This window comes from Streptomyces sp. WM6372 (assembly GCF_001279655.1).
Taxonomy (GTDB): Bacteria; Actinomycetota; Actinomycetes; order Streptomycetales; family Streptomycetaceae; genus Streptomyces.
Window position 1 is genome coordinate 70,884 of sequence record NZ_LGDB01000104.1, and the last position, 23,595, is coordinate 94,478.

The 23,595-nt window shown below is 68.8% G+C and carries 21 protein-coding genes and 3 pseudogenes; 17 read left to right on the plus strand and 7 right to left on the minus strand.

Going from position 1 to position 23,595, the window contains the following annotated elements; translation table 11 throughout:
• Nucleotides 1-135: 135 nt before the first annotated feature.
• Complete coding sequence (locus ADK52_RS09475; RefSeq protein ID WP_053689323.1) at nt 136-816, minus strand: alpha/beta fold hydrolase; 681 nt, start codon at nt 814-816, stop codon at nt 136-138.
• A 97-nt stretch (nt 817-913) separates the two neighbouring features.
• Entirely contained in the window at nt 914-1,921 is a 1,008-nt protein-coding gene (locus ADK52_RS09480) for a phenylacetaldoxime dehydratase family protein (RefSeq protein WP_234343590.1), read from the minus strand.
• Between the two features lie 248 nt (nt 1,922-2,169).
• Here ADK52_RS09480 and ADK52_RS09485 point away from each other — a divergent pair, with 248 nt between their 5' ends.
• The 11 genes and pseudogenes from ADK52_RS09485 (at nt 2,170) to ADK52_RS09535 (ending at nt 15,038) form a co-directional block, all read left to right on the plus strand.
• Nucleotides 2,170-3,159 (plus strand): helix-turn-helix domain-containing protein, encoded by a 990-nt coding sequence (locus tag ADK52_RS09485; RefSeq protein ID WP_053689325.1) that lies wholly within the window; start codon nt 2,170-2,172, stop codon nt 3,157-3,159.
• A gap of 104 nt (nt 3,160-3,263) precedes the next feature.
• Complete coding sequence (locus tag ADK52_RS09490) at nt 3,264-4,199, plus strand: helix-turn-helix domain-containing protein (protein WP_053689326.1); 936 nt, start codon at nt 3,264-3,266, stop codon at nt 4,197-4,199.
• Nucleotides 4,200-4,738: 539 nt separating this feature from the next.
• Entirely contained in the window at nt 4,739-5,959 is a 1,221-nt protein-coding gene (locus ADK52_RS09495) for an ABC transporter substrate-binding protein (protein ID WP_053689327.1), read from the plus strand.
• Nucleotides 5,960-5,991: 32 nt separating this feature from the next.
• Nucleotides 5,992-6,852 (plus strand): branched-chain amino acid ABC transporter permease, encoded by an 861-nt coding sequence (locus ADK52_RS09500; protein WP_053689328.1) that lies wholly within the window; start codon nt 5,992-5,994, stop codon nt 6,850-6,852.
• Nucleotides 6,839-8,623, plus strand: a complete 1,785-nt coding sequence (locus ADK52_RS09505; RefSeq protein WP_053689329.1) for an ABC transporter permease subunit — start codon at nt 6,839-6,841, stop codon at nt 8,621-8,623. The genes ADK52_RS09500 and ADK52_RS09505 overlap by 14 nt, the downstream gene beginning before the upstream one ends.
• Nucleotides 8,620-9,330, plus strand: a complete 711-nt coding sequence (locus ADK52_RS09510) for an ABC transporter ATP-binding protein (protein WP_053689330.1) — start codon at nt 8,620-8,622, stop codon at nt 9,328-9,330. Before ADK52_RS09505 ends, ADK52_RS09510 begins: the two co-directional genes overlap by 4 nt.
• 107 nt (nt 9,331-9,437) lie before the next feature.
• Entirely contained in the window at nt 9,438-10,940 is a 1,503-nt protein-coding gene (locus tag ADK52_RS09515) for an APC family permease (RefSeq protein ID WP_053689331.1), read from the plus strand.
• Between the two features lie 11 nt (nt 10,941-10,951).
• Nucleotides 10,952-11,932: a hypothetical protein gene (locus ADK52_RS09520; RefSeq protein ID WP_053689332.1), complete on the plus strand. Its 981-nt coding sequence runs from the start codon at nt 10,952-10,954 to the stop codon at nt 11,930-11,932.
• 88 nt (nt 11,933-12,020) lie between these two features.
• Nucleotides 12,021-12,740 (plus strand): annotated as a pseudogene (locus ADK52_RS44970) (LysR family transcriptional regulator); the annotation flags it as partial.
• A 334-nt stretch (nt 12,741-13,074) separates the two neighbouring features.
• Nucleotides 13,075-13,713, plus strand: coding sequence for an isochorismatase family protein (locus ADK52_RS09530; RefSeq protein ID WP_063783801.1), 639 nt, complete (start codon nt 13,075-13,077; stop codon nt 13,711-13,713).
• Between the two features lie 5 nt (nt 13,714-13,718).
• The gene (locus tag ADK52_RS09535; protein WP_053689358.1) at nt 13,719-15,038 is read left to right on the plus strand and encodes an MFS transporter; all 1,320 of its coding nucleotides are present in this window, start codon (nt 13,719-13,721) and stop codon (nt 15,036-15,038) included.
• 139 nt (nt 15,039-15,177) lie between these two features.
• Here ADK52_RS09535 and ADK52_RS09540 read toward each other — a convergent pair whose 3' ends face one another.
• Nucleotides 15,178-15,615, minus strand: coding sequence for an ATP-binding protein (locus tag ADK52_RS09540; protein ID WP_053689335.1), 438 nt, complete (start codon nt 15,613-15,615; stop codon nt 15,178-15,180).
• A gap of 267 nt (nt 15,616-15,882) precedes the next feature.
• Here ADK52_RS09540 and ADK52_RS09545 point away from each other — a divergent pair, with 267 nt between their 5' ends.
• The gene (locus ADK52_RS09545) at nt 15,883-16,905 is read left to right on the plus strand and encodes a helix-turn-helix domain-containing protein (protein WP_234343593.1); all 1,023 of its coding nucleotides are present in this window, start codon (nt 15,883-15,885) and stop codon (nt 16,903-16,905) included.
• A gap of 384 nt (nt 16,906-17,289) precedes the next feature.
• Here ADK52_RS09545 and ADK52_RS43500 read toward each other — a convergent pair.
• The 4 genes and pseudogenes from ADK52_RS43500 to ADK52_RS09560 form a co-directional block, all read right to left on the minus strand.
• Nucleotides 17,290-17,454 (minus strand): annotated as a pseudogene (locus tag ADK52_RS43500) (IS5/IS1182 family transposase); the annotation flags it as partial.
• A 52-nt stretch (nt 17,455-17,506) separates the two neighbouring features.
• The gene (locus tag ADK52_RS09550; protein ID WP_053689336.1) at nt 17,507-18,490 is read right to left on the minus strand and encodes a GNAT family N-acetyltransferase; all 984 of its coding nucleotides are present in this window, start codon (nt 18,488-18,490) and stop codon (nt 17,507-17,509) included.
• A gap of 42 nt (nt 18,491-18,532) precedes the next feature.
• A pseudogene (locus tag ADK52_RS09555) lies at nt 18,533-19,772 on the minus strand (IS256 family transposase).
• A 430-nt stretch (nt 19,773-20,202) separates the two neighbouring features.
• Nucleotides 20,203-20,829 (minus strand): TetR/AcrR family transcriptional regulator, encoded by a 627-nt coding sequence (locus ADK52_RS09560; protein WP_053689337.1) that lies wholly within the window; start codon nt 20,827-20,829, stop codon nt 20,203-20,205.
• A gap of 10 nt (nt 20,830-20,839) precedes the next feature.
• Between ADK52_RS09560 and ADK52_RS09565 the strand changes: the two genes are divergently transcribed.
• From ADK52_RS09565 to ADK52_RS09575, 5 genes are all read left to right on the plus strand, one after another.
• Nucleotides 20,840-21,253 carry a dihydrofolate reductase family protein gene (locus tag ADK52_RS09565; RefSeq protein WP_234343595.1) on the plus strand — a complete coding sequence of 138 codons (414 nt, stop codon included), beginning with the start codon at nt 20,840-20,842 and terminating at the stop codon, nt 21,251-21,253.
• A 51-nt stretch (nt 21,254-21,304) separates the two neighbouring features.
• On the plus strand, nt 21,305-21,595 hold the full coding sequence (locus ADK52_RS09570) for a DUF4287 domain-containing protein (protein WP_053689339.1): 291 nt from the start codon (nt 21,305-21,307) through the stop codon (nt 21,593-21,595).
• 221 nt (nt 21,596-21,816) lie between these two features.
• Nucleotides 21,817-22,248 carry a hypothetical protein gene (locus ADK52_RS39755; protein ID WP_324615894.1) on the plus strand — a complete coding sequence of 144 codons (432 nt, stop codon included), beginning with the start codon at nt 21,817-21,819 and terminating at the stop codon, nt 22,246-22,248.
• Between the two features lie 81 nt (nt 22,249-22,329).
• Nucleotides 22,330-22,482 (plus strand): hypothetical protein, encoded by a 153-nt coding sequence (locus tag ADK52_RS42905; protein ID WP_199828475.1) that lies wholly within the window; start codon nt 22,330-22,332, stop codon nt 22,480-22,482.
• 241 nt (nt 22,483-22,723) lie between these two features.
• Complete coding sequence (locus tag ADK52_RS09575) at nt 22,724-23,164, plus strand: hypothetical protein (protein WP_053689340.1); 441 nt, start codon at nt 22,724-22,726, stop codon at nt 23,162-23,164.
• The last annotated feature ends 431 nt before the right edge of the window (nt 23,165-23,595 follow it).

Here is a 23,595-nt window from a genome sequence, read left to right on the forward strand (position 1 = left end):
CGAGTGACCGGCAAGGTAGCCGGCGGCACGAAGCCGGAGGCGGCACGAAGCCAGCGGCGGCGCGAAGTCGCGCCGCCGCTGGGGGGCGGCCGCCCATCGTTGAGGCGGCCGTTCAGTCATGACTGCTCGAGTGCGTCACAGCCCCTTGGCGATGTCGTGGAGGTAGGTGGCCAGGTCCTTGGGGCGGGCGTACATGGGGCCGTGGCCCGTGTCCCATGCGGTGGCCTTGGCGTTGATGCGGTCGGCCAGTTCGCGCTGGGTGGCCGAGGGCAGGGCGTTGTCCTGGGTGGCGATCAGGTAGTGGGACGGCACGTTGCGCCACGCCGGGGGACCGGAGGGGGCCGAGTCGATGCCCAGCCGGGGGAGCTTCTGCACGGCCGCGGCGAGGGCGGTTCGCTCGGCGGGGGCGTCGGCGGACACCACCTTTCCGTAGGCGGCCCGGTCGAGGTAGGAGTGGCCGTCCTCCGTCACCCTGATGTTCTCCCGGATGAGGCTGCCGGGGTTGCGGTGGGCGATGTCGCTGACCGACTCGCCTTCGACGGGGGCGAAGGCGGCGATGTAGGAGAGGGCCTTGATCTTGTCCTGGCCCACGGCGGCGTTGGTGATCACCGCTCCGCCGTAGGACCAGCCGACGAGGAGGACCGGTCCGTCGACGGTGGACAGCACCCGGCGTACGGCTGCGATGTCGTCCTCCATGGACTCCAGGGGCAGTTGGGCGGCGACCGGCTCGTGCCCCAGGGCGCGGAGCTCGGTGATGGTGTCGCTCCACGCGGAGCCGTCGGACCAGAGGCCGTGGACGAGAACGATGGTGGTCATGTGAGGTGCCTCCGAAAGGGCAGAAGAGTCGTGCGGGCGATGACGGTCGCATTACGGGCCACAAGCCTCGGCGGCGAGTGGTGGGGTGGAAGAAGGGTCAGGTGTTCGACGCCGTGTCGCGGTGGCGGTGTTCAGGCAGCGCCAGGAACCCTGTCGACGGGTGGCAGTTGACGTACTCGGCCGAGACCGACCCGCTGGGCAGGACCGAAACCTCGTGCCAGAACGCGACGTCCAGCGGTCCTTCACCGCCACTGGCCATCTGGTAGAAGCTGGCGTAGATCTCCAGGTGGGTGCGATGGGACCGGCACCAGGTCATGAGGTGGTCGAGCGAGGCGAACCAGGCGATGGTGCAGGCACGGGCAAGCGGAGCGCCGTCGGACGTCTCCTCGAGGATGTTGCGGGCCGCGATGCAGCCGGAGTCCGCGTTCTCCGCGAGGAAGTCGACTCCGCGGTCCTTGACCGGTTTGACGTCGGCCAGGTACTTCTCGCGGTACACCGTGCTGGCGGACCAGTCCTGCGCGGTACGAATCAGTGTGACGTTGTCCGGTATTTCGACGGTGACGCGTCGGCTGCGATGCCCGGTTTCCGCGGGGACGCTCGGCCGGAACACCGGAAGCTCGGGCTCCAGCGTCTCGGTGGCCGAGGCGGCTATGCGGTCACGTGCGGCGCCCCAGTAGTCGTGCACGGGCGTCTCCGGCATGGTGACCGCGGGGTGCTGCGACAGCCCGCTGGTCGCGATGTCCTCGTGGCGGTGACTGTGCAGCGTTTCGTTCCGCTCGAGAGGGATGACGCACGTCTCGCGCCAGTGTCCGACCCGACCCTCGTCGGGCAGCCCGTCCCATGCGGAGCGGACGGTGCCGGATTCCTGCCACAGGCTGTACGCCACGGGGTTGTGCCAATAGGCCAGCCACACCACGTTGTGTGATCCTGCGGTGTCGACGAACGAGCCGCGGTCCAGCACATCGGGCTTGAACGGCCCGGTGAACAGCTGCGAGAGTGAGGCCGCGCCCCGCGCAGCCTCCTCGGCCGACGGCGCCTGACAGGCGTACTGGGCGAACACGAACGTCTTGGTTTCCTCCGGGAAGCGGACGGTGTAGGCGGGCACTCGGGGAGTGTGGCCCTGCCGGCCATTTCTGGGCATCTCGACTCCTTCTCGGGCCAGGTCCAGCATGTCTGGACGATACGAGCGAACATCCCCCGAGTTTTGACCGTGGGCGCACGGAGACTTGACCAGGAGCGACCACGGACACCGCCCCGGCGGGACCGTGCAGGAGGCCGGATACCGTGTGGTCGGCTCGGTACACCTGGCTGCGACCTCAGTCGGTCGTCTCGCCGGCTCACAGAGGAGGCGTGGTGGCGGTTGTCCTCTCCACCAGTTCGGTACCGCCCGGCGAAAGGCTGGCCTACTGGCAGGCTGCCGTCTGGCAGACCTTCGTCCCCTCGGACGTCACCACCACCAAGACCGGGCCCTTCAGCGGGGCCGTCGCCTCTGACCGGCTCGGGTGCCTGCGCATCACCACGGTCGATTCCGACCAGCAGCTGGTCCGACGCGGCAGACATCTGATCGCGCGGGACCAGGACGAATACCTGCTGGTCGGCCTACAGCGCCGCGGGACGGGCGCGGTGGTCCAGGACGGACGGACGGCGCCCCTGGAGCCGGGGAACTTCGTGCTGTACGACACGACCCGCCCCTACACGCTGGAGTTCCCCGACCGCTTCCAGCTACTGGTCTTCCAGATACCCCGGTCGGCACTCGCACTGCGCAGCTCGGATTTGGGGCAGATCACCGGCGTCACCATGGGAGCGGACCAGGGCCTGGCCGCGATGATGGTGCCTGTTCTGTCCACCCTCGCCGCCGAAGCCGGTACCCACCGCTCCGAGATCGGGGAGATGCTCGCCCGCAACGCGGTGGACCTGCTCACCACCGTCATCGCGGAACGACTCGGCAGGGACGCCGCCGCAGCAGACGCTTCCTGCCGGACGCTGCTGCTGCGGATCCGGGCCTTCGCCGACTCCCACCTCGGCGACCCGGAGCTGTCAGCAGAGGCGATCGCCACTGCCCACCACATCTCCGTGCGCCATCTGCAGCGCCTCTTCCAGGCAGAGGGAGCGACGGTCGGAGGGTGGATCAAGCGCCGCCGTCTCGAGGAATGCCGACGGGAGCTCGACCGCCCACGCCGGAGCAGGCCGGCCGTGGCGGCTGTCGCACACCGATGGGGATTCGTCAGCCCCGCCCACTTCAGCCGCGCCTTCCGTGCCGCCTACGGCATGTCGCCGCGCGAATGGCAGAAACTGGCAGACGGACGTGACACGTCCGGGACCGGCCGGCCCCTGCCGGGCTGACCAGGCCCTCTCTGCCTGCCCCAGGCCCGGCCGGCTCCCCGCGGCCGCGCGACCGAGGCACGGAAGAGATGGTTTCGTAATGTCCGTCTCCTAGAGTCCCCTGCATGGGAGCGCTCCACGCGAACAGCGCCGAAGAATGGGCCCAGGTGCTCGGCGAGAGCCTCGTACCGCTCTCGCTGACGAACATGAGCTCTGCTTTCCACGGCTCGGTCGAGCAGACCGTCCTGCTGCCCGGGGTGAGCGTGGCGGACATCCGTACCCACGGGCACTCGGCGGTGCTGCGCACCGACAGGCTGACCCGGGTCGAACCCCGCGAGAGCTATCTGTTCTCTCTGCATCTGGGCGGCGACGGTGTCGGACTCCAGAACGACCGGGAAGCGGTGCTCCAGCCGGGGACGGGAGCCCTGTTCGACGCCGCACGCCCGTACCAGCTGCACTTTCCGGCCGACAGCCGGGAGATCGTGCTGCAGGTTCCCAGACGGCCGTTGCGTGACCGGGTCGAAGACATCGAGGAGCTGTCGAGCCGGGCGCTGCCGGCCGAAGCAGCTGCCTGGCGGGTGTTCGCCGTGTTCCTGAGGGAGCTCGCCGCCGTCTCGCAGGAGTTGCCCCTCGAACAGCGGGCCGAGCTCGGCCGGACCACCATCGACCTCCTGGCCACGGCGCTCCGGGCGTCCGCTGACGGCAAGCCCGCCGCCCCGACGGGCAGGCAGGCGCTGCTGCGGGCGATGCGCTGCTGTGTGATGGAGAACCTGACCGATCCCGCCTTCACTCCCTCTGTCCTGGCCCGCCACCAGGGTATTTCGCTGCGTTACGCCGCCGACCTGTTCGCCGAGGCGGGCACGTCACCTGCGGCCTTCATCCGTGACCAGCGGCTGAAGGCCGCGTACCGCGCCCTGACCGATCCGCGTCAGTCACACCGCACCATCGCCGGCGTGGCGGCGCACTCCGGCTTCGCCGACCGGACCACTTTCACGCGGGCCTTCGTCCGTCGGTACGGCATGACCCCGACCGACCTGCGCACCGGCAGTCAGCCCGTCTGAGCCCAGGGCAGGACACCACCTCCGCAGCCGGTTTCTGCGCTGAGCACGGTTCAATGAGGAGGCCTCAAGGCCCCTCCCCGTGGCCCCTCCCCATGGCCCGCTGCCAGTCCCGCGCGTCGTTCCCGGAATGCCGCAGGCCTCTGCCCGGAACGCCGCACCAAGGCTACGGGTGGCTCCTAACGTTGCGGCACCTCGCATCTCGGCCGGGTGGCCGACGGAGTACGGCAAGCACCTGACCGCGATCCGGCAGCCGCCACCGTCAACCCACTGGGCAGGACCTGTCCCGCCAGGGGTGACCTGCCGCGCCACGCCGCCCGCCGGGGCCCCGCGCCGGTCTTCCCCGCGGTTGCAAGACCGAAGCAGACGCCACGGCACCTGGCCGGACGTGCTCCTCTTGCCCGCGGCAGTCCGCTCAGCCCACGCCCCGCCACCCGTGACCTACCCCCGCCTCCTTCCCCTGCCTGGAGACCGACATGTACACCTCCGCCTTTCGCAGATGCCGGCGAACCGCGCGTCATCTGCCCCGGATCACTGCCGCAATGATCACGGGAGTGCTCCTGCTCGGCTCCGTCTCCTGCGCCCGCTCGGGTCCGGCCGACGGTATCCAGGCCAAGGACTCCGCGCAGGCCGAGCCGTGTCCCGCCGGGCTGACACCCAAGAAGGCCACCGGCACACCGATCGAGATCGGCAACGTCAGCTCTCTCACCGGCCCCGGCACCTTCCCGGAGGTGTCCAGGGCCGCGAAGGCGGTCTTCGACCGGCTCAACACCTGCGGAGGTGTGGGTGGCCGCCCCGTCCACTTCACGGTCGAGGACGACCAAGGCGATCCCGCAACCGCCGCGCAGGCCGCCCGGCGCCTGGTGGAGCAGCGGAACGTGGTGCTCAACGTAGGCAGCGCCAGTCTGCTGGAATGTGCGGTCAATTCGGCGTACTACGCACAGCAGAAGATCGGCTCCATCCAAGGCATCGGGGTCGACCCGGTCTGCTACGGCTCCCCGAACATCTCACCAGTCAACACCGGCCCGTTCACCGGTGTCACCGTCTCGCTGTACTACGCCAGCGAGGTCCTCAAGAAGCAGAAGGTCTGCCGGATCAGGCTCTTCGACGTCCCCGGCTTCGCCTCCGCCTTCGATGTCGCAGCCGCCCGTTGGGAGAAGATCACCGGCAAGAAGCTCGCCTATGCCGGTGCGGTCGGCAAGGCAACCGACGACGTCACCCCGCTGCTGCTCCAGGCCGGGAAGGCCGGATGTGACGCGGTGGTGCTCGACGGGCCCGAGGCCAGAGGCCTGGCCGTGGGGAAGGCCATCAGGGCGAACGGCCTGACCGGGATCACCTGGATCGGGCTCACCTCCTACTACACCGACAACGTGGCCAAGCAGCTCGGCACCACGGGCGACGGCCTCCAGGCCAATTCGGAGTTCGAGCCCTTCACCAGCACCGACGCCGCCCCCCTTCGCGACTGGCGGGGGCTGATGGCGAAGAACGGAATTCCGCTGACGTCGTTCGCGCAGGGCGGCTACCTGGCGGCAACGATCGCCCAGGACACCCTCCTGTCCATGACCACTGAGGTGAACCGGCAGACCGTCACCGACCGGCTCGCCACGCTGACGTCGTACGACACCCCGATGAGCGGTTCGCCGTACTCCTTCGGCACCGCCGCCACGCACGCGCCCAACCAGTCGAGCAAGTTCATGGTGCTGAAGGACGGCGTCTGGACCACGGCCACGAACGACTGGATCAGGCTCCCGTCCGGCTCCTGACCGCTGTCGTACACCCGAGGAGGTGAACTGCCATGATTCAACTCATCGCGGCTGGGCTGGCGCCCGGAGCCGCGTACGCCATCATCGGCTGCTGCGTGGTCCTGCTGTTCCGTACCACTGGAGTGCTGAACTTCTCCCAGGCCGTGCTCGGTGCCTTCGGCGCCTACACGGCGGCCAAGACCTATGACGTGCTCGGCCTGACAGCAGCCTCCGCCGCGCTCGTCGGCCTGCTCGCCGGCACGGCACTCTCACTTCTCGTCGGGCTCCTGATGTCTTGGCTGTTCCCGGACAGCCGGACGGCGGTCCGGGCCACGGCCATGATCGCCGTCACCGTCGGGCTGCTCACCCTGGGGCTCCGCCTGTTCGGCGACACCCCGCTGTCGGTCGCACCCGTCGTCCCCGCGACAACCGTGGGCGCCGGTGCTGTCACCGCCGGCCTGGACATCGTCGTCGCGCTGGGCCTCGCCGTTGTCCTCGCCGCAGGATCGGCCGCCGTGCTGGCCCGTACGCGGCTCGGCGCGGTCCTCCGGGCGGTGTCGGTGCGCCCTGCGACTGCCGAACTCCTCGGGGTGCGGGTGCGGCTGCTGTCGCTCGGCATGTGGGCGTTCACCGGTGCGCTGTCGAGTGCGGCCCTGCTGCTGGTCGCCCCGGCCCGCTCCGACGACTTCCGCACGCTCGGCATGCTCATCCTGCCCGCGCTGGCCGCCGTCCTCGTCGGGGCCTTCCGCAGCGTGACGGTGACCCTGGTGGGCGGGCTCGTGCTGGGCGCGGTCGAGTCGGTGTCGGTGAGCTGGCCGGCCGTCTCCGGATACAAGGCGGTACTGCCCTTCCTCCTGGTGATCGCCGCCCTCCTCTGGTCTCAACGGAAGCAGGTGTGGGATGAAGCTCGCTGACCCCAAGATGCTGGTGGCGGGTGCCGTGTTGATGCTCGCCGTGGTGGGCGCCGCGTTCGGACTGCCCGGGTACTGGATCTACCTGGCCACCAGCGCGGCACTCAATACCCTGATCGCACTGAGCGTGGGCGTCGTCTACGGGCGCGCGGGCATGGTCGCGCTGTGCCCGCTCGCTTTCGCCGGTATCGGAGCGTGGACGGTCGGCTGGCTGAACGTCCATACCGGTCTGCCCTTCCTCGTCCTGGTCGTTCTGGGCGCGTTGGCAGCCGTACCGGTGGGTGTGGCGATCGGACTGCCGGCGCTGCGGTTGCGCGGCGTGAACCTGGCCGTGGCCACGCTTGCCTTCGGCGGTGCCGTGGCCGTCGTCGTGTTCGACAAGGGCTTCCCCGGTGCGGCCGAGCGCATCCCCGTGACCAGACCCTCCTTCGCCGCTTCGGAAGCGGGCTACTTCCTCCTCTCGGCTGTTGTCCTCGCCCTGGCCGGCGCGGCGATGGCGGTGCTGTCGAAGCGCACCACGGGAGCCCGCTGGACTGCGGTCCGGGACAGTGAACGTGCCACGGCGGCCCTCGGCTACAGCGTGACGACGACCAAGCTGCTCGCGTTCGCCGTCAGTGCCTTCATCGCGGGGCTCGGCGGCGCCCTGATGGCAGGCCAGCTGGGCGTGCTCAGCGGCATCGGCTTCCAGCCCATGGCTTCCATAGCCGTGTTCACCGCGGCGGTGGCGTTCGGGGCCGCCCATGTCGAAGGCGCGCTCCTGGCCGGGCTCGCGGCGACGTTCGTCCCCGAACTGCTGCACCGGCTGGGCCTGCCGCAGGACGTGGCCCCCGCCGTCTTCGCCGTGGCCGCGCTGCAGGCTCTCGCCGCGGGCTCCGACGGCGTCGCCGGACAGCTCAGAGCTGCGGTCGGCAGGAAGCGGTCGGCGAGGTCGCAGCCACCGCGGCCGCCCCATGCCATCGGCACCGGCCCGGCCGCGACCGCCTCCGGCCGCTCGCAAACGCCGCCGCGCAGCGCCAGGCCCGCCCTCGAGGCCCGCGGCGTGACCGTCGCCTACGGGGCGGTGAAAGCCATCCAGGGAGCCGACCTGACCATCCGGGAGGGGACGGTACACGGACTGATCGGCCCGAACGGGGCCGGCAAATCCACCCTCATCGACCTGCTCTCCGGTTTCGTCACGCCGGACGCCGGCCGCGTGCTGCTCGGTGACGTACCGCTGGACGGTGTACCGCCGCACCGGCGGGCCCGTCTCGGCCTGCGCCGCTCCTTCCAGCAGGGCCGGGTGAACCCGCAGCTGACCATCGGGCAGTACCTCATCCTCTCCGGCCGGGGCAGCGCCGACCGGCGGCTGGTCCTCGACCTGCTCGACGCGTTCGGCTGCCCGCCGGCCTCCACCAAGGTGGCAGCGATCGATGTGGGCACCCGCCGTCTGGTCGAAGTGGCCGCCACGCTGGCCGGCAGGCCCTCGGTGGTGCTGCTCGACGAGCCGGCAGCCGGACTGTCCACCCAGGAGTCCCTGCGCCTGGGCGCCGGCATCGCCGCCATACCGGAGCGCTTCGGCTGCGCGGTCCTCCTGGTCGAACACGACATCGAACTGGTCACCACATGCTGCGACGAGGCGACAGCACTCGACTTCGGCAAGGTGATCGCCCGTGGCACCCCCGCCGAAGTCCTCGCCGACCCCGTCGTCGTACGCGCCTACCTCGGTGCGGCGCCGGAAACCCCCTCCACGGAGCCGGCCTCCGGCGGCGACCTCGAAACGGCGGTCATCTCATGACGGCACCACTGCTCCACATCAGCGACCTCACCGTCAGCCGAGGCCAGGGAGATGTCCTGCGCACCATCAACCTGAACGTGTGCCCCGGAGAACTCGCCGTTCTGCTGGGTGCCAACGGCGCAGGCAAGACGACACTGTTGGATGCGGTCTCCGGACTCGTCGCGACGCGTGGCGGCCGGATCCGCTTCGACGGCAGGGATCTGGCCGGGCTCTCTCGCACCGACCGGGCCCGGCAGGGCATCCGTCACGTAGAACAGGGCCGTACCGTCTTCGCGGATCTCACTGTCGCGGAGAACCTCGCCGTCGCGGCCCCCCGGTCTCGGCACGCGAAGGCGCTGGAGCCGTTCCCGGAACTGGAGAAGCGGATGCACATCCGCGCCGCGCTGCTGTCCGGAGGTGAGCAGCAGATGCTGGTCCTCGCCCGGGCGCTGCTGAGCCCGGCGCCGGGCCGAGCGCCCCGCCTCCTTCTGCTCGACGAGCTGAGTCTGGGGCTGGCTCCGATCGTCGTCGCCCGGCTCGTGCCCGTCGTCCGTTCGCTCACGGAGCAGGGGATCACCGTCCTGCTGGTGGAACAGTTCGCCCATCTCGTGCTTCCGATCGCCGACACCGTGCACGTACTGGACCGCGGCAGCCTCGTCTTCTCCGGTACACCTGCCGAACTCGACGCCAGGCCCGGAGTCCTCCACCAGGCTTATCTGTCCGCCTGAAACACCCCCAGCGGCGGTCGGACCGATCCCGCACCGAACCCTCCCCACGCCCGGACCGGGCGGCCACGCCCGGTCGCGGCAACCTCTTCTGGAGCGGCGAAACAGTGATGAGCAGGAAGATCCGGGACGGCAGTGCCCAGCGGGAGCGAGGGCTGCGGGCCGATGTACTGGGAGCGGCGGACGCCGTCGTGATGGCGATAGCCGGCAGCGCGCCCGCGTACACACTTGCCGCGACCACTGCGCTGCTCGCGGGCGCGGCCGGCCTGGCAAGCCCCGCGGCCCTGCTGTGGTGCGCCATCCCCATGATGGGAATCGTTCTGGCCTTCGGATACCTGGGACGGCTGGACGTCAACGCGGGAGCCAGCTACGCCTGGGTGGGCCGGTCCCTCCACCCTGCGCTGGGCTTTCTCAGCGGGTGGGCCCTGGTGGTCTCCGCCACCTTGTTCATGGTGGCCGGCTCGCTTCCCGCGGGCTCCTACACCCTGTCGCTGTTCTCCGATGCCTGGGCGCAGAACCAGCCCCTCGCGACGGCGGTAGGAGCCTTCTGGCTGCTGCTCATGGCGGGCCTCGTGGTCAAGGGCGCCCGGATCACGGCCCGCGCCCAGTGGGTGATGACCGGCATCGAAGTCGCGATCCTGTTGATGATCGGGGTTGCCGTGCTCATCCGAGGGGGCGGCGAACAGGTCTTCTCCTGGGCCTGGCTGTTCGACGTCACCAGCCTGAGCGGCCCCGAAGGCTTTGCCGGCGTCGCTCTCATCGCGGCGTTCTACTTCTGGGGGTGGGACGTCACCGCCAACCTCGGCGAGGAAACCAGCAACAGCCACCGCAGCTCCGGGACGGGGGCGGTACTCGGCGTGATCAGCGTCCTGGTCGTGTTCGAGATCGTCACCATCGCAGTGAACCTCGTCATGTCCCAGGCCGACATCCGGACGAACAGCGGCACGGTCCTGGCCGATCTCGGTGACGCGCTCTGGCCGGGCTGGGGAGGCAGAGCCATGGTCATCGCGGTGGTGCTGTCCACCGTTGCGACCCTGGAGACCACACTCATCCAGGTCACCCGCACCCTCTTCGCCATGGGACGCGACCGCACCCTCCCGGCGGCCTTCGGACGCACCCATCACCGATGGCAGACGCCCTGGGTGGCCGTCGCCGCCGTTTCGGCGGTCGCACTGGTCCTGCTGTCGGCCTCCAGCGCACTCGGCCCCGTCAATACCGTCCTCGCCGACGCCTTCACCGCCATCGGCCTGCAGATCACGGTCTACTACTCCCTCGCCGGCATCGCCGTCGTCGTCGCCTACCGCAGACTGCTCCTGCGGTCGGTCAGGCATGCCCTGCTCATCGGTCTGTGGCCGCTGTGCGGAGCCCTGTTCATGCTGTGGGTCCTCTACCAGTCTCTGCTCAGCCTGGAGCCAACGGTCCTCTTGATGGGCATCGGCGCCCTCGCAGCCGGCATCTTCCCACTGATCTGGTACATGGTCGCGGACAGCGAGTACTACGCCGGCCCCCACGCCCGACTGCCTGCGGCCGTCGCGGACGGAGTGGAGTCACCGTACGACGACATCACCACCGCCGTGCCGGCACCGCATGACGCCCGAGTCAGCGACCTCTGACACGCACCGCCGTGAACTCCCGCGACCACAAACGCTTCCGCCGCACCCGGAGCCCGGGCTTCGACCCCACGTACGGCGACCGCCCGCTCGCGGCAGCCCTGGAGGACCTGCGCCTGGGCCGCTGGCAAGGCCCACGCGAGCTGCTGCGCGGCACCAGGCACGACTGGGACCGCCGTACCCACCGCATCCGCCTCCTCGCCCAGACGGCCGCAGGCTCCCGCACGGTGGAGAGCTGGCAGATCGCCGAACCCCACGACACCGACGCCCTTGCCCTGCGCGCCGACACGGACGTGATGCGGCTCTTCTGCGCCCTGGCCCAGGCACCACCGCAAACACAGCGGCCCCCGGACCGCGACGCCTTCGACCGCAACCGCCTGCACCACGCCGCCCGCTCCTGCTTCCGCGCCGCCGACGCCTGCCCCGCCGACCCGATGCCCTGGATCTCGCTGCTCACCCTGTCCCGCCTCTACGGCGGAGGGCACCCCGACACGGGGCTCTGGTGGGCGGAACTCCGGGCCCGTGACCGCAACTCACGTGAAGGACACCACCAGATGCTGCGCCACGTCTCCGCCCGATGGCACGGCTCACACGGCCGCATGTACGACTTCGCCCGGGACGTGGCCGTGGCCGCGCCCCCGGGTTCACCCCTCGCCGTCCTCACCCAGGCCGCCCGCGTCGAGCACTACCGCGAGCTGATCCGCACCGAGGGAAGGGCATCGCTGGGGCTCTCGTTCCACTGGACGCACGAAGCAGTGGCCCCCGACCTCGACGCGACGCTCGCCCGCTGGATCGCACACCGGGCGCCGGTCGAGTACGCACAGGACGTCGCCGACCTCAACCTGCTGGCCCATGGGCTGGTCTTCGCGGGCCGCATCAACGATGCCACCTCCGTCTTCCACCACCTCGGGGACCGTCCCACCGCCGTCCCCTGGTCGTACTGCGGCGACCCCCGGGCTCTCTTCACACAGTCACGGAAACAGGCTTTGGCATGACAACACCCGGGCCGGACGAAGGTCCGCCGCCTCGCTGTTCCTTGATGGTCAACCGGTCCGAAAGCCACATGTCCGGAAGCAGGGGCCCATGCACTTCGAGATCATCGAATCCTTCCTGGCCGTCGCCGAACACCGAAGCATCTCCAAGGCGGCCGCCGCCCTCTACACCACCCAGCCGGCCATGAGCCAGCGGCTGCGACGCCTCGAAGAGAGCCTCGGCTTCGCCCTTTTCGAGCGGTCCTGGAACGGCGTCAGGCTGACCCGGCAGGGCGTCTACTTCCTGCCCTACGCCGCCCAGCTCGTTCGGGACCTGTCGAATGCCTCCGCCGTACTCGGCCGACACGACCTGCCGATGCCCCGCAGCTTCACCGAGGTGGCGGACCACCCCCCAAAGATCGTGTTCGGCATCGACAACTGGCTCTCCGACAAGGCGGTGCACGCTGTGGTCAGCGGCGCCCTGCGCACCTGTGCTCTCGACGAGTTCCGGGTCACCAGCCGTCCGGCCTCCACCTTGATCGACCTGCTCGAACTGAACCAGCTCGATGCCGGACTCTTCTACTCGACGGATACGGACCTCGCGTTCCACACCGAGACCGTCGGTACCGAGGAGCTGGTGCTGGTACACCCGCCGGGGACGATGCCGGAGGAGATCAGCGTCACGGCGGTGAAGGAACTCCTTGCCCGCCACCGGTTCGTCCTCTTCGACAACCCGGTGCTCACCCACCATGCGCGCATCACGAGCGCGCTCATCGACACCTATGAGATCACGCGCTTCCACGTCGTCGACGACTTCCGCACCGCGAGGGTGCTCATCGGGCTCGGGGACTGCATCACCGTCCTGCCGGCCGGTGTTGTGCTGCGCGAGCAAGGGGGGCCGGATCCCCGGCTCCCCTCCACCCGCCTGCCCGGTCTGCTGCCGAAGATCAACGTGACCGCAGGCATCAGTGACGCCGGCCTCGAGCACGGAGTGAGCGCCGGGTTCACCCGGTCCGTGGCCCGGGCCCTCTCCGGAGAAATGACCTCCATGGAGTCAAATTCTTCGGTCCGGTCAGGGCATAAGAAATCGCAATGGCCGCACGGATGTGTTTCGCAGTTAAGGTCTACCTCCAATGGCCGATTCAAGATTCGGCTGCACGTGAAACGTGGAGGAGGTCACTCCGTTGAATGCGACATGGCATGTGAATCCGCAGAAATCCGCGCTGCTGGTCATCGACATGCAGAACGATTTCGTGCTGCAGGGATATCCGATGGAGGTGCCGATGGCCCGCCGGGGAATACCGCGGATGCAGGAGGTCGTCGGCGAGTGCCGGGCGGCCGGGATACCCGTGATCTACACCGAGCACATCCTGCTGGACGGCTTCAACGTGTCGCCCCTCGAATCCACGTACAACCCGGCGCTCCTGGCGGCCGGGATGCGCAAGGGGAGCTTCGGCTCGAAGGTCGTCGACGGCCTGAGGCCCGAGCCCGACGACGTCGTCATCCGGAAGCACCGCTACGACGCCTTCCACAACACACAGTTGGAGACGGTGCTGGCGAACATATCCGGACCCCGCCAGGTCGACACCGTGATCATTGTCGGCACCCTCACCGAGGTCTGCTGCGATTCGACCGCGCGTGGTGCCTATATGCGCGACTACAAAGTGGCCTTCGTCGGGGACGCCACCGGTGCCCTGAGCGACGAGGCCCAGCGCGCAACGGAACGCAACATTGCCGCATTCTTCGGCAGGGTGCTATCCACCGGAGAGCTGACCGCCGAAATCCGTGAAAGAAGAGAAGGGTGAGCGGGATGAAGTCAAGAGAGTACGACATTCGGTATGAACGCTCGGCCGTGCTGCTGCTGTCCCTCGGATTCGGCCTGGTGGGTCTGGACCGCTGGATCATCAGCCCCATCTTTCCGTCCATGATGGAGGACCTGGGTCTCGACTACCAGGACCTCGGCAACATCGTCGGTGCTCTCGGTCTTGCCTGGGGATGCGCCTCCCTCCTCATCGGAGGAATTTCCGACCGGCTGGGGCGCCGCAGAATCCTCGTCGGATCCCTCGTCCTGTTCTCGGTCTGTTCCCTGCTGACCGGATTCGCCACGGGCCTCATCAGCCTGATCCTCATCCGGGTCGTCATGGGCATCACCGAGGGAGCCTTCAGCCCGACAGCGGTGACCGCCACGGCGGAAGCGTCACGGCCACATCGCCGAGGCCTGAACATGGGGACGCAGCAGAGCACCTTTGCGCTCTTCGGCATCGGGCTGGGCCCCATCATCGCCACGCAGCTGCTGCTGGTCCTGCCCAGCTGGCACTGGGTCTTCGGGCTCATGCTGCTGCCCGGACTCGTACTGGCCTACGTCCTCCTCCGGACGATCAGGGAACCGCATCAGCTGCCGGCTTTCGAATCCGCCGTACCAGCCGCAGCATCGGCGGTGCCCACGCCGGGCGCATCCCCCGAGCCGTCGTCGACCATGCCCGTGAACCGCGTCCGCTGCATGGAAGTCCTGCGGTACCGCAACATCCGCCTGGCCATCCTCGCCCTGTGCGGAGCGATGACCTGCATCTTCGTACTCAGCGCGATGATGCCGAGCTACCTTGTCGACCACCAGGGCCTCGGCACGTCCCCCATGGGGATCATCGCATCCGGCATCGGATTCGGGGCCTTCGCCGGACAGCTCGCCATTCCCGGCCTGTCGGACAGGTTCGGCCGCAAACCCGTGGCCGTCGTCGCCCTGGTGATGGCCATGTGCATGCTCATAGCCTTCATCCTTCAGGGGCCGGTCGTCCCCGTGCTGTTCCTGCTGCTCTTCTTCGTCGCCTTCGGCGCGAACGGCTGCCTGGCACTGTTGGCCGGCACCGTGACGGTGGAATCGGTCCCCGCGGGCCTGATGGCCGCCGCTGCCGGAACCGTCATGGGCGTATCGGAGATGTTCGGCGGGGGAGTGGCGCCGTCCCTCGCAGGCTTCCTCGCGCAGAACTACGGCATCCAGTACGTGCTGTACCTGGCACTCGGAGGCCTTCTGCTCTGCGTGGTGGCGACCTCGTTGCTCCGTGAGACGGCGCCGACCCGAGCCGGCTCCCCGCCCAAGAGCGACGTCGGCAGCGTCAGGACAGCCGAGCTGTAGACCCGGCACGGCCGCCACCCGGCACATCCACCCCGGCCGCACCCGGCTGCGGCCGGGTCCGGCCCCGGGACGGGTCGGCGCGCGGTTCACCGGGAGGGAGTGAAGGCCGTTCCTGCCTCGGAACCCCCGGGGAACGGTCTCACGCGGTGGTGCAGTGCCCCACCGCATCGTGGTCGTGCTGCCGTCCCCCGCCGTATCCGGCTGTTGCGAGGTCGGCAGCGATCTCGAACCAGACGGCCTTGCCCGCGCCGACCCGGAAGGCACCCCACCCACTCGCGAGCGCATCGACGAGAAGCAGGCCTCGACCCGACTCCCCATCGGCATCGGGCGCCGCGGACATCGGCAGCTGTGGATCGCTGTCTACGACCTCGACCCGCACGCCGGAAGCTGTCGCCGACACACGTACCTCGCTCGTGGAACCGGTGTGCTCCACTGCGTTGGCCACGATCTCCCCGACGCAAAGCTCCAGGTCACCCATCGCTGCCTCGCTCAGCAGCCTCCAACGACGGGCAGCCTGCACGACCAGCTTGCGGGTGAGGTGCGCGGAACCGAGATCGGCGGACACCTTGAACAGCACCGCTGAACCTCCGTCCGCCTCGGCGACGGCACCGCCACGGAGGCTTGAGACGCCGTCAGAGCCGACGGAGGGTCCAGGGGAGACGCTGTGACGCGGAGGGGGCATCGTCAGGGTCATGGCTCTCACACTCTCGCGGATTCCGGCGTGTGCTCGGGCGGGGGCCGCCCGTCTTGGCATCGACGCTAAGAGCTCTCCGCAAGTGATCTAGGACGGCCCTGCACCGCGCCTTGGCGGAGAACGCACGTTTCCACGTGCGGGCCGCAGTTCGTGACGCAGTGGCATGATGCGTCGACCCTGCGTCACATCCTGGTGGTGCCGTACCATGAACTGGTTATGAGCGACGGGTTTTCGACCAGCGCGTCGCCGGTGGGTGAGCAGCTCACCCTCTGGCACGACGCCGTGTGCGCCACGTTCGTCGCCCTCGACGTAGCGGCCCCCGGCTCCGGCGCTTTCCGCGGCTCCTTGGCCAGTCACCAGGTGGGGCAACTGCGGATCGCCACGGTCGGGGCCGACCCGCACGATGTGATCCGCAAGCCCCGCCTGATCAGCTCGGATGCAGATGAGCAATCCATCCACATAGGGCTGCTGTGCAAAGGCCAAGCCGATGTCGAACAGGACGGACGCCAGGCACTGCTCCGCCCGGGGGACCTCGCCTTCTACGACCCGGCCCGCCCCTTCACGCTCGGATTCCCCGAGCCGGTGGAGTGGAGCGTGTTCATGCTGCCACGCCGGCTCCTCAGCGTTCCCGAAGCGGATCTCCGCCGGATGAGCGCCGAGGCGGTCCGTGGCGATGAGGGGTTGGGACGCCTGGTCAGCCCATTTCTGGCCGGCCTGGCGGTGCAGAGCGGATCGTACGGCGAGGACAGCACCACCCGGCTGGCCGCCGGCGTGGTCTGCCTGCTGGAGACCCTCGTCGCTGAACGGAGCGGAAGGGAGGGGTACTCCCAGGGGGACGGGCAGGCGTCCCTGCTGCTGCAGATCCGCGCCTTCATCAACGAGCACCTGCGCGACCCCGGCCTTTCCCCGGAGGACATCGCCCGGGCTCACCACATCTCGGTGCGATACCTCCACAAACTCTTCCAGCACGAAGGAACCACCGTGCACCGGTGGATCCAGCAGCGCAGGATCGAGGAGGCCCGGCGCGAGCTGAGCCGGCAAGGCCGCGCAGCCGTCACGATCGCGTCCGTTGCACACCGATGGGGGTTCGCCGACCCCGCCCACTTCAGCCGTTCGTTCCGCGCGGCGAACGGCATGACCCCACGCGAATGGCGGGAGTTCGGCAGGGCATAGTGAGCGACAGAGCCTCCGCCCAGACCGCCAGGCGACGGATCCGGTCGTCAAGCCGCATCGCGACACACTCGTCGAGGACGGCATTCCGCTGACCCAGCCATCGGACCGGATCCACCCCCGACACCCTCGACAAGGTCATGAAGGCGGGCGGGCTGACCTGGTCGACGCGGTTCTCGAACTTCCACGTCAGCACGACGAAGCTCGGCACGGCCCGCGCAGCCAACTCGCCGGGCCAGGTGCCCGGTTCCTTGCTTGACGGTCAGTGCGGAACCCACCGGTGAGGCCGACTGCGGTCTCCCTCATCGGTGAGGGGACCCCAGGCGCTGTGCGCCGGACGCCCTGGCCTGCCCCGCGCCCCTGGCCTCGGCCCATCTACGTCATGACCCCGTGGATCTTGCCTGGGCGGCGGCGACGGGTTCCGCGGCGGGATCGGATCGGCGGGATGCCGCGGACGAGAGGCTGGAGGGCCTGGCTGTCGTGGAGGTTCGCCCCGGAGATTCCGACGGACAGGGGCAGCCCAGTCCGCTCGATGATCAAGTGGATCTTCGAGGAGGCATTGTCAAATCCTGTGGACTAACCCGACAGCCCAATGGCCGGTCTATCAAGCAAGCGGCTTTCGGTAACGGACGTACTCGTTCTGCTGCCGGAACCCCACACTCTCGTAAAGGTCGTAGGACCGGTGTGGATTTGCCGTGCCCGTGAACAGCCGGGCGGTCGTTGCACCCTGCTCGCGAAGGCTCCGCAGCCCGTCCAGCAGCAGGACCCGGCCGATTCCGAGGCGTCGCTGGTCCGTCCGGACACTCAGCTCTTCCACCTCGCCCACGGTGTGGTCGTGACGCCGGATGGAGCACAGGGCGACGCCGACCATGTCCTGCCCGTTCCAGGCAGCCCTCCAGCATGCCGGGTCGGCGGTGTCGACGAAGTCCTGGAAAGGCCATCTCTGAGTGAAACCGCGGTCCGCGTACGAATCGACGACCGTCCTCCAGGCTGCACGGTAGTGGCTTGTCCCGATCGGTCCTGTCCGTATCCCGGCTGGCAGCTCGCTGCCCGGCTCGGGCACCTGCTGCAGATCGCCCAGCTCCAGCTCGACCAGGCTGAAGACATGTCGGTAGCCGGCTGCGCGCAGAAGTGCCGTGGCGTCCTGCTCGGAGGCCATGGCGTTCGCGCCGATCACTGCCGTCCGCACCGTTCCATGCTGTTTGACGAGCTGGCGGATCCGCTCTTCGGCCCAGCTCAGCATGGCTGAGCCGATGCCCTGGCCGCGATGATCGGGCAAGAGGTAGCCGCGGTGCAGGTACAGCCACGTATCGTCCCGCTCTTGCCACCACCGGATCGTCGCGTAGCCGACGACGCTCTCGTCGAGCACCACCAGGATCTGGTTCTTGGACGGCTCCTCCAACTTGGCAGAAGCTTCGGCGATCTCGGCCGCTGTCGGGAGCCCTTCCACTACCGAATGGACATCGACCCGGTCCCGTTCAACACACCCCAGCCGCACCGCGGCCATGGCGCCGTGGTCTGCGTCGCCGCGATACGGCCGGAACCCGAGGCCGACCGGAAGGTCCTGTCCTGCCGTGCCATCCAACATGACCAGATGTTCTCGAACTTCGAGGCAGGTCCGCCACCCTATTCACGCCGCGGTCGTCTGCGACCGTTCAAGGAGCTGGCCGCGTTCAAAGCGAGCCCCAGCGCGGACGAGGGCAACGAGGTGGGGTGCATTCACGGTTCGCCAGCGGGCCTGGGCGGACTCGACGAGCTTGAAGACCATCGCCAGGGCGGCGGCCCGGGATCCGGCGCCCTTGGTGACCTTGGTTCGCAGACGGACGGTCGCGAAGGTCGACTCGATGGGGTTGGTTGTCCGCAGGTGGATCCAGTGCTCGGCGGGGAAGTCGTAGAACGCCAGCAGCTCATCCTCGTCATCGACGATCTTCTTGACGGCCTTGGGGAACTTCGCGCTGTACTGCTTGGCGAACGCCTTGACCGCGGCGGCCGCGTGCTCCTTGTCCTCGGCGTTGTAGATGTCCTGGATGGCCTTCTTCGCCGCGGGCTGAGCTGACTTGGGAGGCTGTCGGCCATCTTGTGAACCCAGCACCTTTGGTGGCGGGTTTCGGGGAAGACCTCGTTCAACGCGTTCCAGAAGCCCAGGGCTCCGTCGCCGACGGCGAGGACGGGAGCGCGCATGCCGCGCCGCTGGCAGTCCCGCAGCAGGCTCGCCCAGGACTCCGAGGGCTCGCGATGGCCGTCGGCCATCGCGATCAGCTCCTTGGTTCCGTCAGCGCGCACGCCCATGACGACCAGGACCGCGGCCTTCGCCTCCTCCAGCCGTATGCGCAGGTGGATACCGTCGGCCCAGACGTAGACGTAGTCCGTGGTGGACAGGTCGCGCTCGCTGAACGCCTTGTGGTCGGCCTGCCACTGGGCGGTCCGCCGGATGACGGTGGCCGGCGACAGGCCAGCCGAGGAGCCGAGGAACTGCTCGAGCGCGGGCACGAAGTCCCCGCTGGACAGGCCGTGGAGGTAGAGGAGCGGCAGCACCTCGCTGATCTTCGGGGACTTGCGGCACCACGGCGGCAGGATCACCGAGGAGAACCGCTTGCGCTCGCCGGTTGCCTCGTTGATGCGCTTGTCGTTGATGCGTGGGGCCTTCACCTCGATCACCCCGGCCGCGGTCGCGACCTTCCTGGTCTGGTGATAGCCGTTGCGGACCACCAGGCGGCGCCCACTCTCGTCTCGCTGGTCGGCCAACTCGGCGATGTGGGAATTGACTTCAGCCTTCAGAGCGGCGGCCAGCATCCGCCTCGCGCCCTCGCGCCCTCGCGGACGATGTCGTCGATCAGAGAGCCGGTCTCGGTCGTTCCATCGGCATTCACTACGCTCAGCACGGGCGTGCCTTCCCAACCGACGGTGCAACGTCGGCCTACTCGATGACCAGAAGTCGATCACTCGGGAAGGTACGCCCTTCGCGTCCAACCCGAGGCCGATCCACAGGTCATGAGCATTGCTCTCTTCGAGCCGAACGTGCCTCTGTCGACAGGATTCGGACCCGTCAGATCCCCCTTTCAGAGCCCGCAGGGCGGTGTTTGCCGTTCACGCTCACTGTCACGGAGGCGAGAGGTGGGGTCTGTTCGCTGTCATCTGGTGAGGATGGGCAGGTCACGCGCTGACACGAAACCGAGAGAGCGCAGCACGCAGAAGGCTGTGATCGGATCATCGGCCCGAGCTGCATCGGCTCCTCAGTGGCCTGCGCCTACCAGCGCCTGGCCCACTCCCCACCCCGTGAGACGTGAGCGGCTTGGCCGCCTATCGGTCTGCATACGCGGCGAGGAACACACGGACGCCCTCGTCGGCCAGCCGTTCGAGTTCGGCCGGGGTCTGGAGGTCGTCGCGGGCGGAGAACATGGCGCGGTCCATGGGGATGGCCAGAATGAGCCAGGCGAAGTGACGGGCGGCGAGCATCGGATCGTCCAACCTCAGCAGCCCGCGTGCCGCGAGGTGTTCGAAGCAGGCCGCCAGGGCGGCGATGGTCCGCTCGGGAGCGCGCCGGTAATAGTCGGCCGCCACATCGGGGAAGCGGCCGGCCTCCGCGATGAGCAGCCTGCGCAGTTGCAGCCCTCCGGGCTGGATGACGGTGGTGATGTAGCGCCGGGCGAGCTCGACCAGGTCCCCGCTGAGGTCATCGGTCTCGCGCAAGGCGTCGATGACCTCTACGAACAGGCCGACCCTGCTGCTGGCGTTGGTGATGATGGCGCCGAACAGCGTCTCCTTGTCCGTGAACTGCTTGTACACGGTCTGCTTGGACACCGCGGCCGTCGCGGCGATCTCGTCCATGCTGGTGCCCGGGTAGCCCTTGCGTAGGAACAGGTCGGTGGCCGCCTCCATGATCGCCTTGCGTTTGCGGGCCGAGCGGCCGTCCTCGGGTGCTTGCATGCCTGCCTCCTTGATACTCCCTGAAGAGTACTGGACTGCTCAGTACTCGTTTGGGTACTGTACGGTCCAGTACCACCACCGGAGGTCGACCCGGGCGCCATCACCAACGGAGGGGAGCGGTCATGACGACCGCAGGACGCAAGATCGGAACAACACCACCGTCATCGACGGCGACCTCATCACCTTCCTCAAGGACTTCAAGCAGCAGCCGGGCGGGAACATCAACCTCTCCGGCAGCATCTCCCTGACCCGAACCCTCCTGGAAGCCGGTCTCCTCGACGAACTGCGGCTCCTGGTGCACCCGATCGTGCTGGGCGCCGGCAAGCGTCTGTTCCCGGACGGTACCGGCCTGACCCCCTTGCGGCTCACCGCCTCGGCCACCTTCTCCACCGGCGTGCTGGACCTGACCTACCAGCCCGCCTGACCTGCCCACGGGCCCCGGCCCCAGCCATCAACCATCGGAAAGAAGGACCCCATGTCGTTCCAGGCTTACCTGGACACCATCGAGACCAAGACCGGCCTGACGCCCCGCGCCTTCATCGCACTGGCACAGGAGCGCGGCTTCGACGCCCCGTCCACCAAGGCGGGAACGATCCTCACGTGGCTCAAGGAGGAATACGACCTGGGGCGCGGCCACGGCATGGCGCTGGTCCACGTCATCAAGCACGGCCCTCGCATCGACGCGAAGCACGTCGGCACGACCGGCTCGCACCGCGACGACTCCGACACTCTCTGGCTCGACGGCAAGGCGGCGCGCCCCTCCTGAAGCGGCGTGCCTGTCCCCACAAGCGCCTGAAGCACACCACCTCACAGACCGCGCCCACCTCCTGGAGAACCCGGCATGACCTGGACCGACCGCACCGTGGTACGCGAAGGCGTCCGTATCTCCTGCCGCGATTGGGGCGGATAAGGCCCCCGGGTCGTCCTGCTGCACGGACTGGCCGGCCGCGCAGGCGAATGGGACACCCTCGCCCGGAACCTGCAGCCGTGCAGGCCGAGATCGGCGCAGCGCTCGACGCGTGGCCGACGCCGTTCCCCTCGCGCCGGGTCGCCGTCGAGTTCTTCGGCGGCGGTGCTGTCGCCGAGGGTCGGGCGGCCGGACTGGAAGAGCGCGCCGGCGGCTGGTGGCCGAGCTTCGACCGTAACGTGATGGTCGACGCGCTGACGGAGAATGCCCGGCGTTCCTTCTGGGACGACTGGGCAGCCATTGCCTGCTCGACGCTGGTCATCCTGGGGCAATCCGGCATCATCCCCCCTGTGCGAGAAGGAATCCATGCTCCAACGGCGACCCGGGACGGCGGCCGTGAGCGTCCCCGAAGCGGGGCACGACGTACACCTGGAAACCCGGAGATCGTGCGGCAGGTGCTTCGGGAATTCCTTGAACAGGTTGCCGACCGGCCTGTTCGCGGGCGGGGCTGACCCCGAAAAGCCTTGGGACGTGTCCACGTACCGGCAGCGCGGTGCGCTCCGGCTGCGGGCGCCGGGGCTCACTGCCACGGGGTGCAGGTCACCGTTCCGTTGGTCACCGAGGAGCAGTTGCGGAACCTCTCCGGTGAGGGAGAACGGCACCCGTACGCGGAGCGGCTCGTGGCCGACCGGCTTGCCGCAGGGGACTCCCCGAAGTTGACGCGGCGGGCCGGGGCGCTGGGGTGACGGGTGAAGGTCACCGGCTTCGACTTCGTCTTCCGGCCGCAGCCGACGATCTACCTCCCGTGGGCGTGGGGGATGAGGAGACCCGGCTGGTGATCGAGGCCGCGCACGAGCGGCCTGGCCCGCGCCACGCCCGTGGCCTTGCATGCTGGTCGGCCAGGTGTCGCAGCGCTGTTGGCCGGTTTTGAGACGCTGCCTGGGGCCCTGGTGCGCGGGCGGCAGCCGGACAGGCTAGTTTGCTTGGATGAGTCTCCTTGATGATGTGGCCGAGCGCGACGGCTGGCGGTGCTGGGTGTGTGACGAACCGGTCGACCCCGACGAGTCGGTGAACGACCCGCGGGGGCCCAGCGTCGACAGCCGGACCGCCGACCGGAAGGCCAAGGTCGCCGAGCGGCTCGCGCACCGCGGGTGCAATACCCGCAAGGGTGCGGTCAAGGTGGTCATCGCCTGGTCGGAGCGCCTGTACGTGGTCGAACCCGCGCCGCTGATCGCCGTTGCCGACAGGCTGGAGCGCAAGGGGGGCCGCGAGATGGTGGGCCGTTGTCCGACCCGGAAAGACGCCCAAGAGGCGGCGGATTGGCTGGTGGACCGGTTCTCCCGACTGGTACCGGGGATGCCGGTGACCGCCGACATCGAGGCGGGCGGCGGCCAGTTCCTCGTCATCCTGGCCACCGGCCGCCGCTGATCGGGGATCACCCGCGCACCCGCGCGTCGAGAGGGTGGTCATCTGACTGTCCAACGCTGCGATGCCTGGCCAACCAGCCTGCGAAGTGTCGGTGGCCAGTTAGATCTCCCCGCACGGCCGCCTGACGGGAAATCAAGTGGCCGTGGCTCGACGCACTGTCAGTGACGAACGTGAGCCTCCTCGCAGCGGATGGCTCCCGATGCCCACGGCTCTTGTGGTGGCGCCGTCGGCCTGGAGCCCGACTTGGGTTCGGGTGTTCTGTCATCCTGCGGCGGACGGTCCGCTCAGGCGTTGCTCAGTGCCCGTCGCACGGGTCGTCGTCCGCAGGCACCGGCTTGGTGTCGGCTGCCAGGCAGGAGGAGTACACCCGCGGCGGAGTGGGCCGCGGCTCCGGTTCCGACGTGGCGCACACGGTAATGATCGCCCCGGCA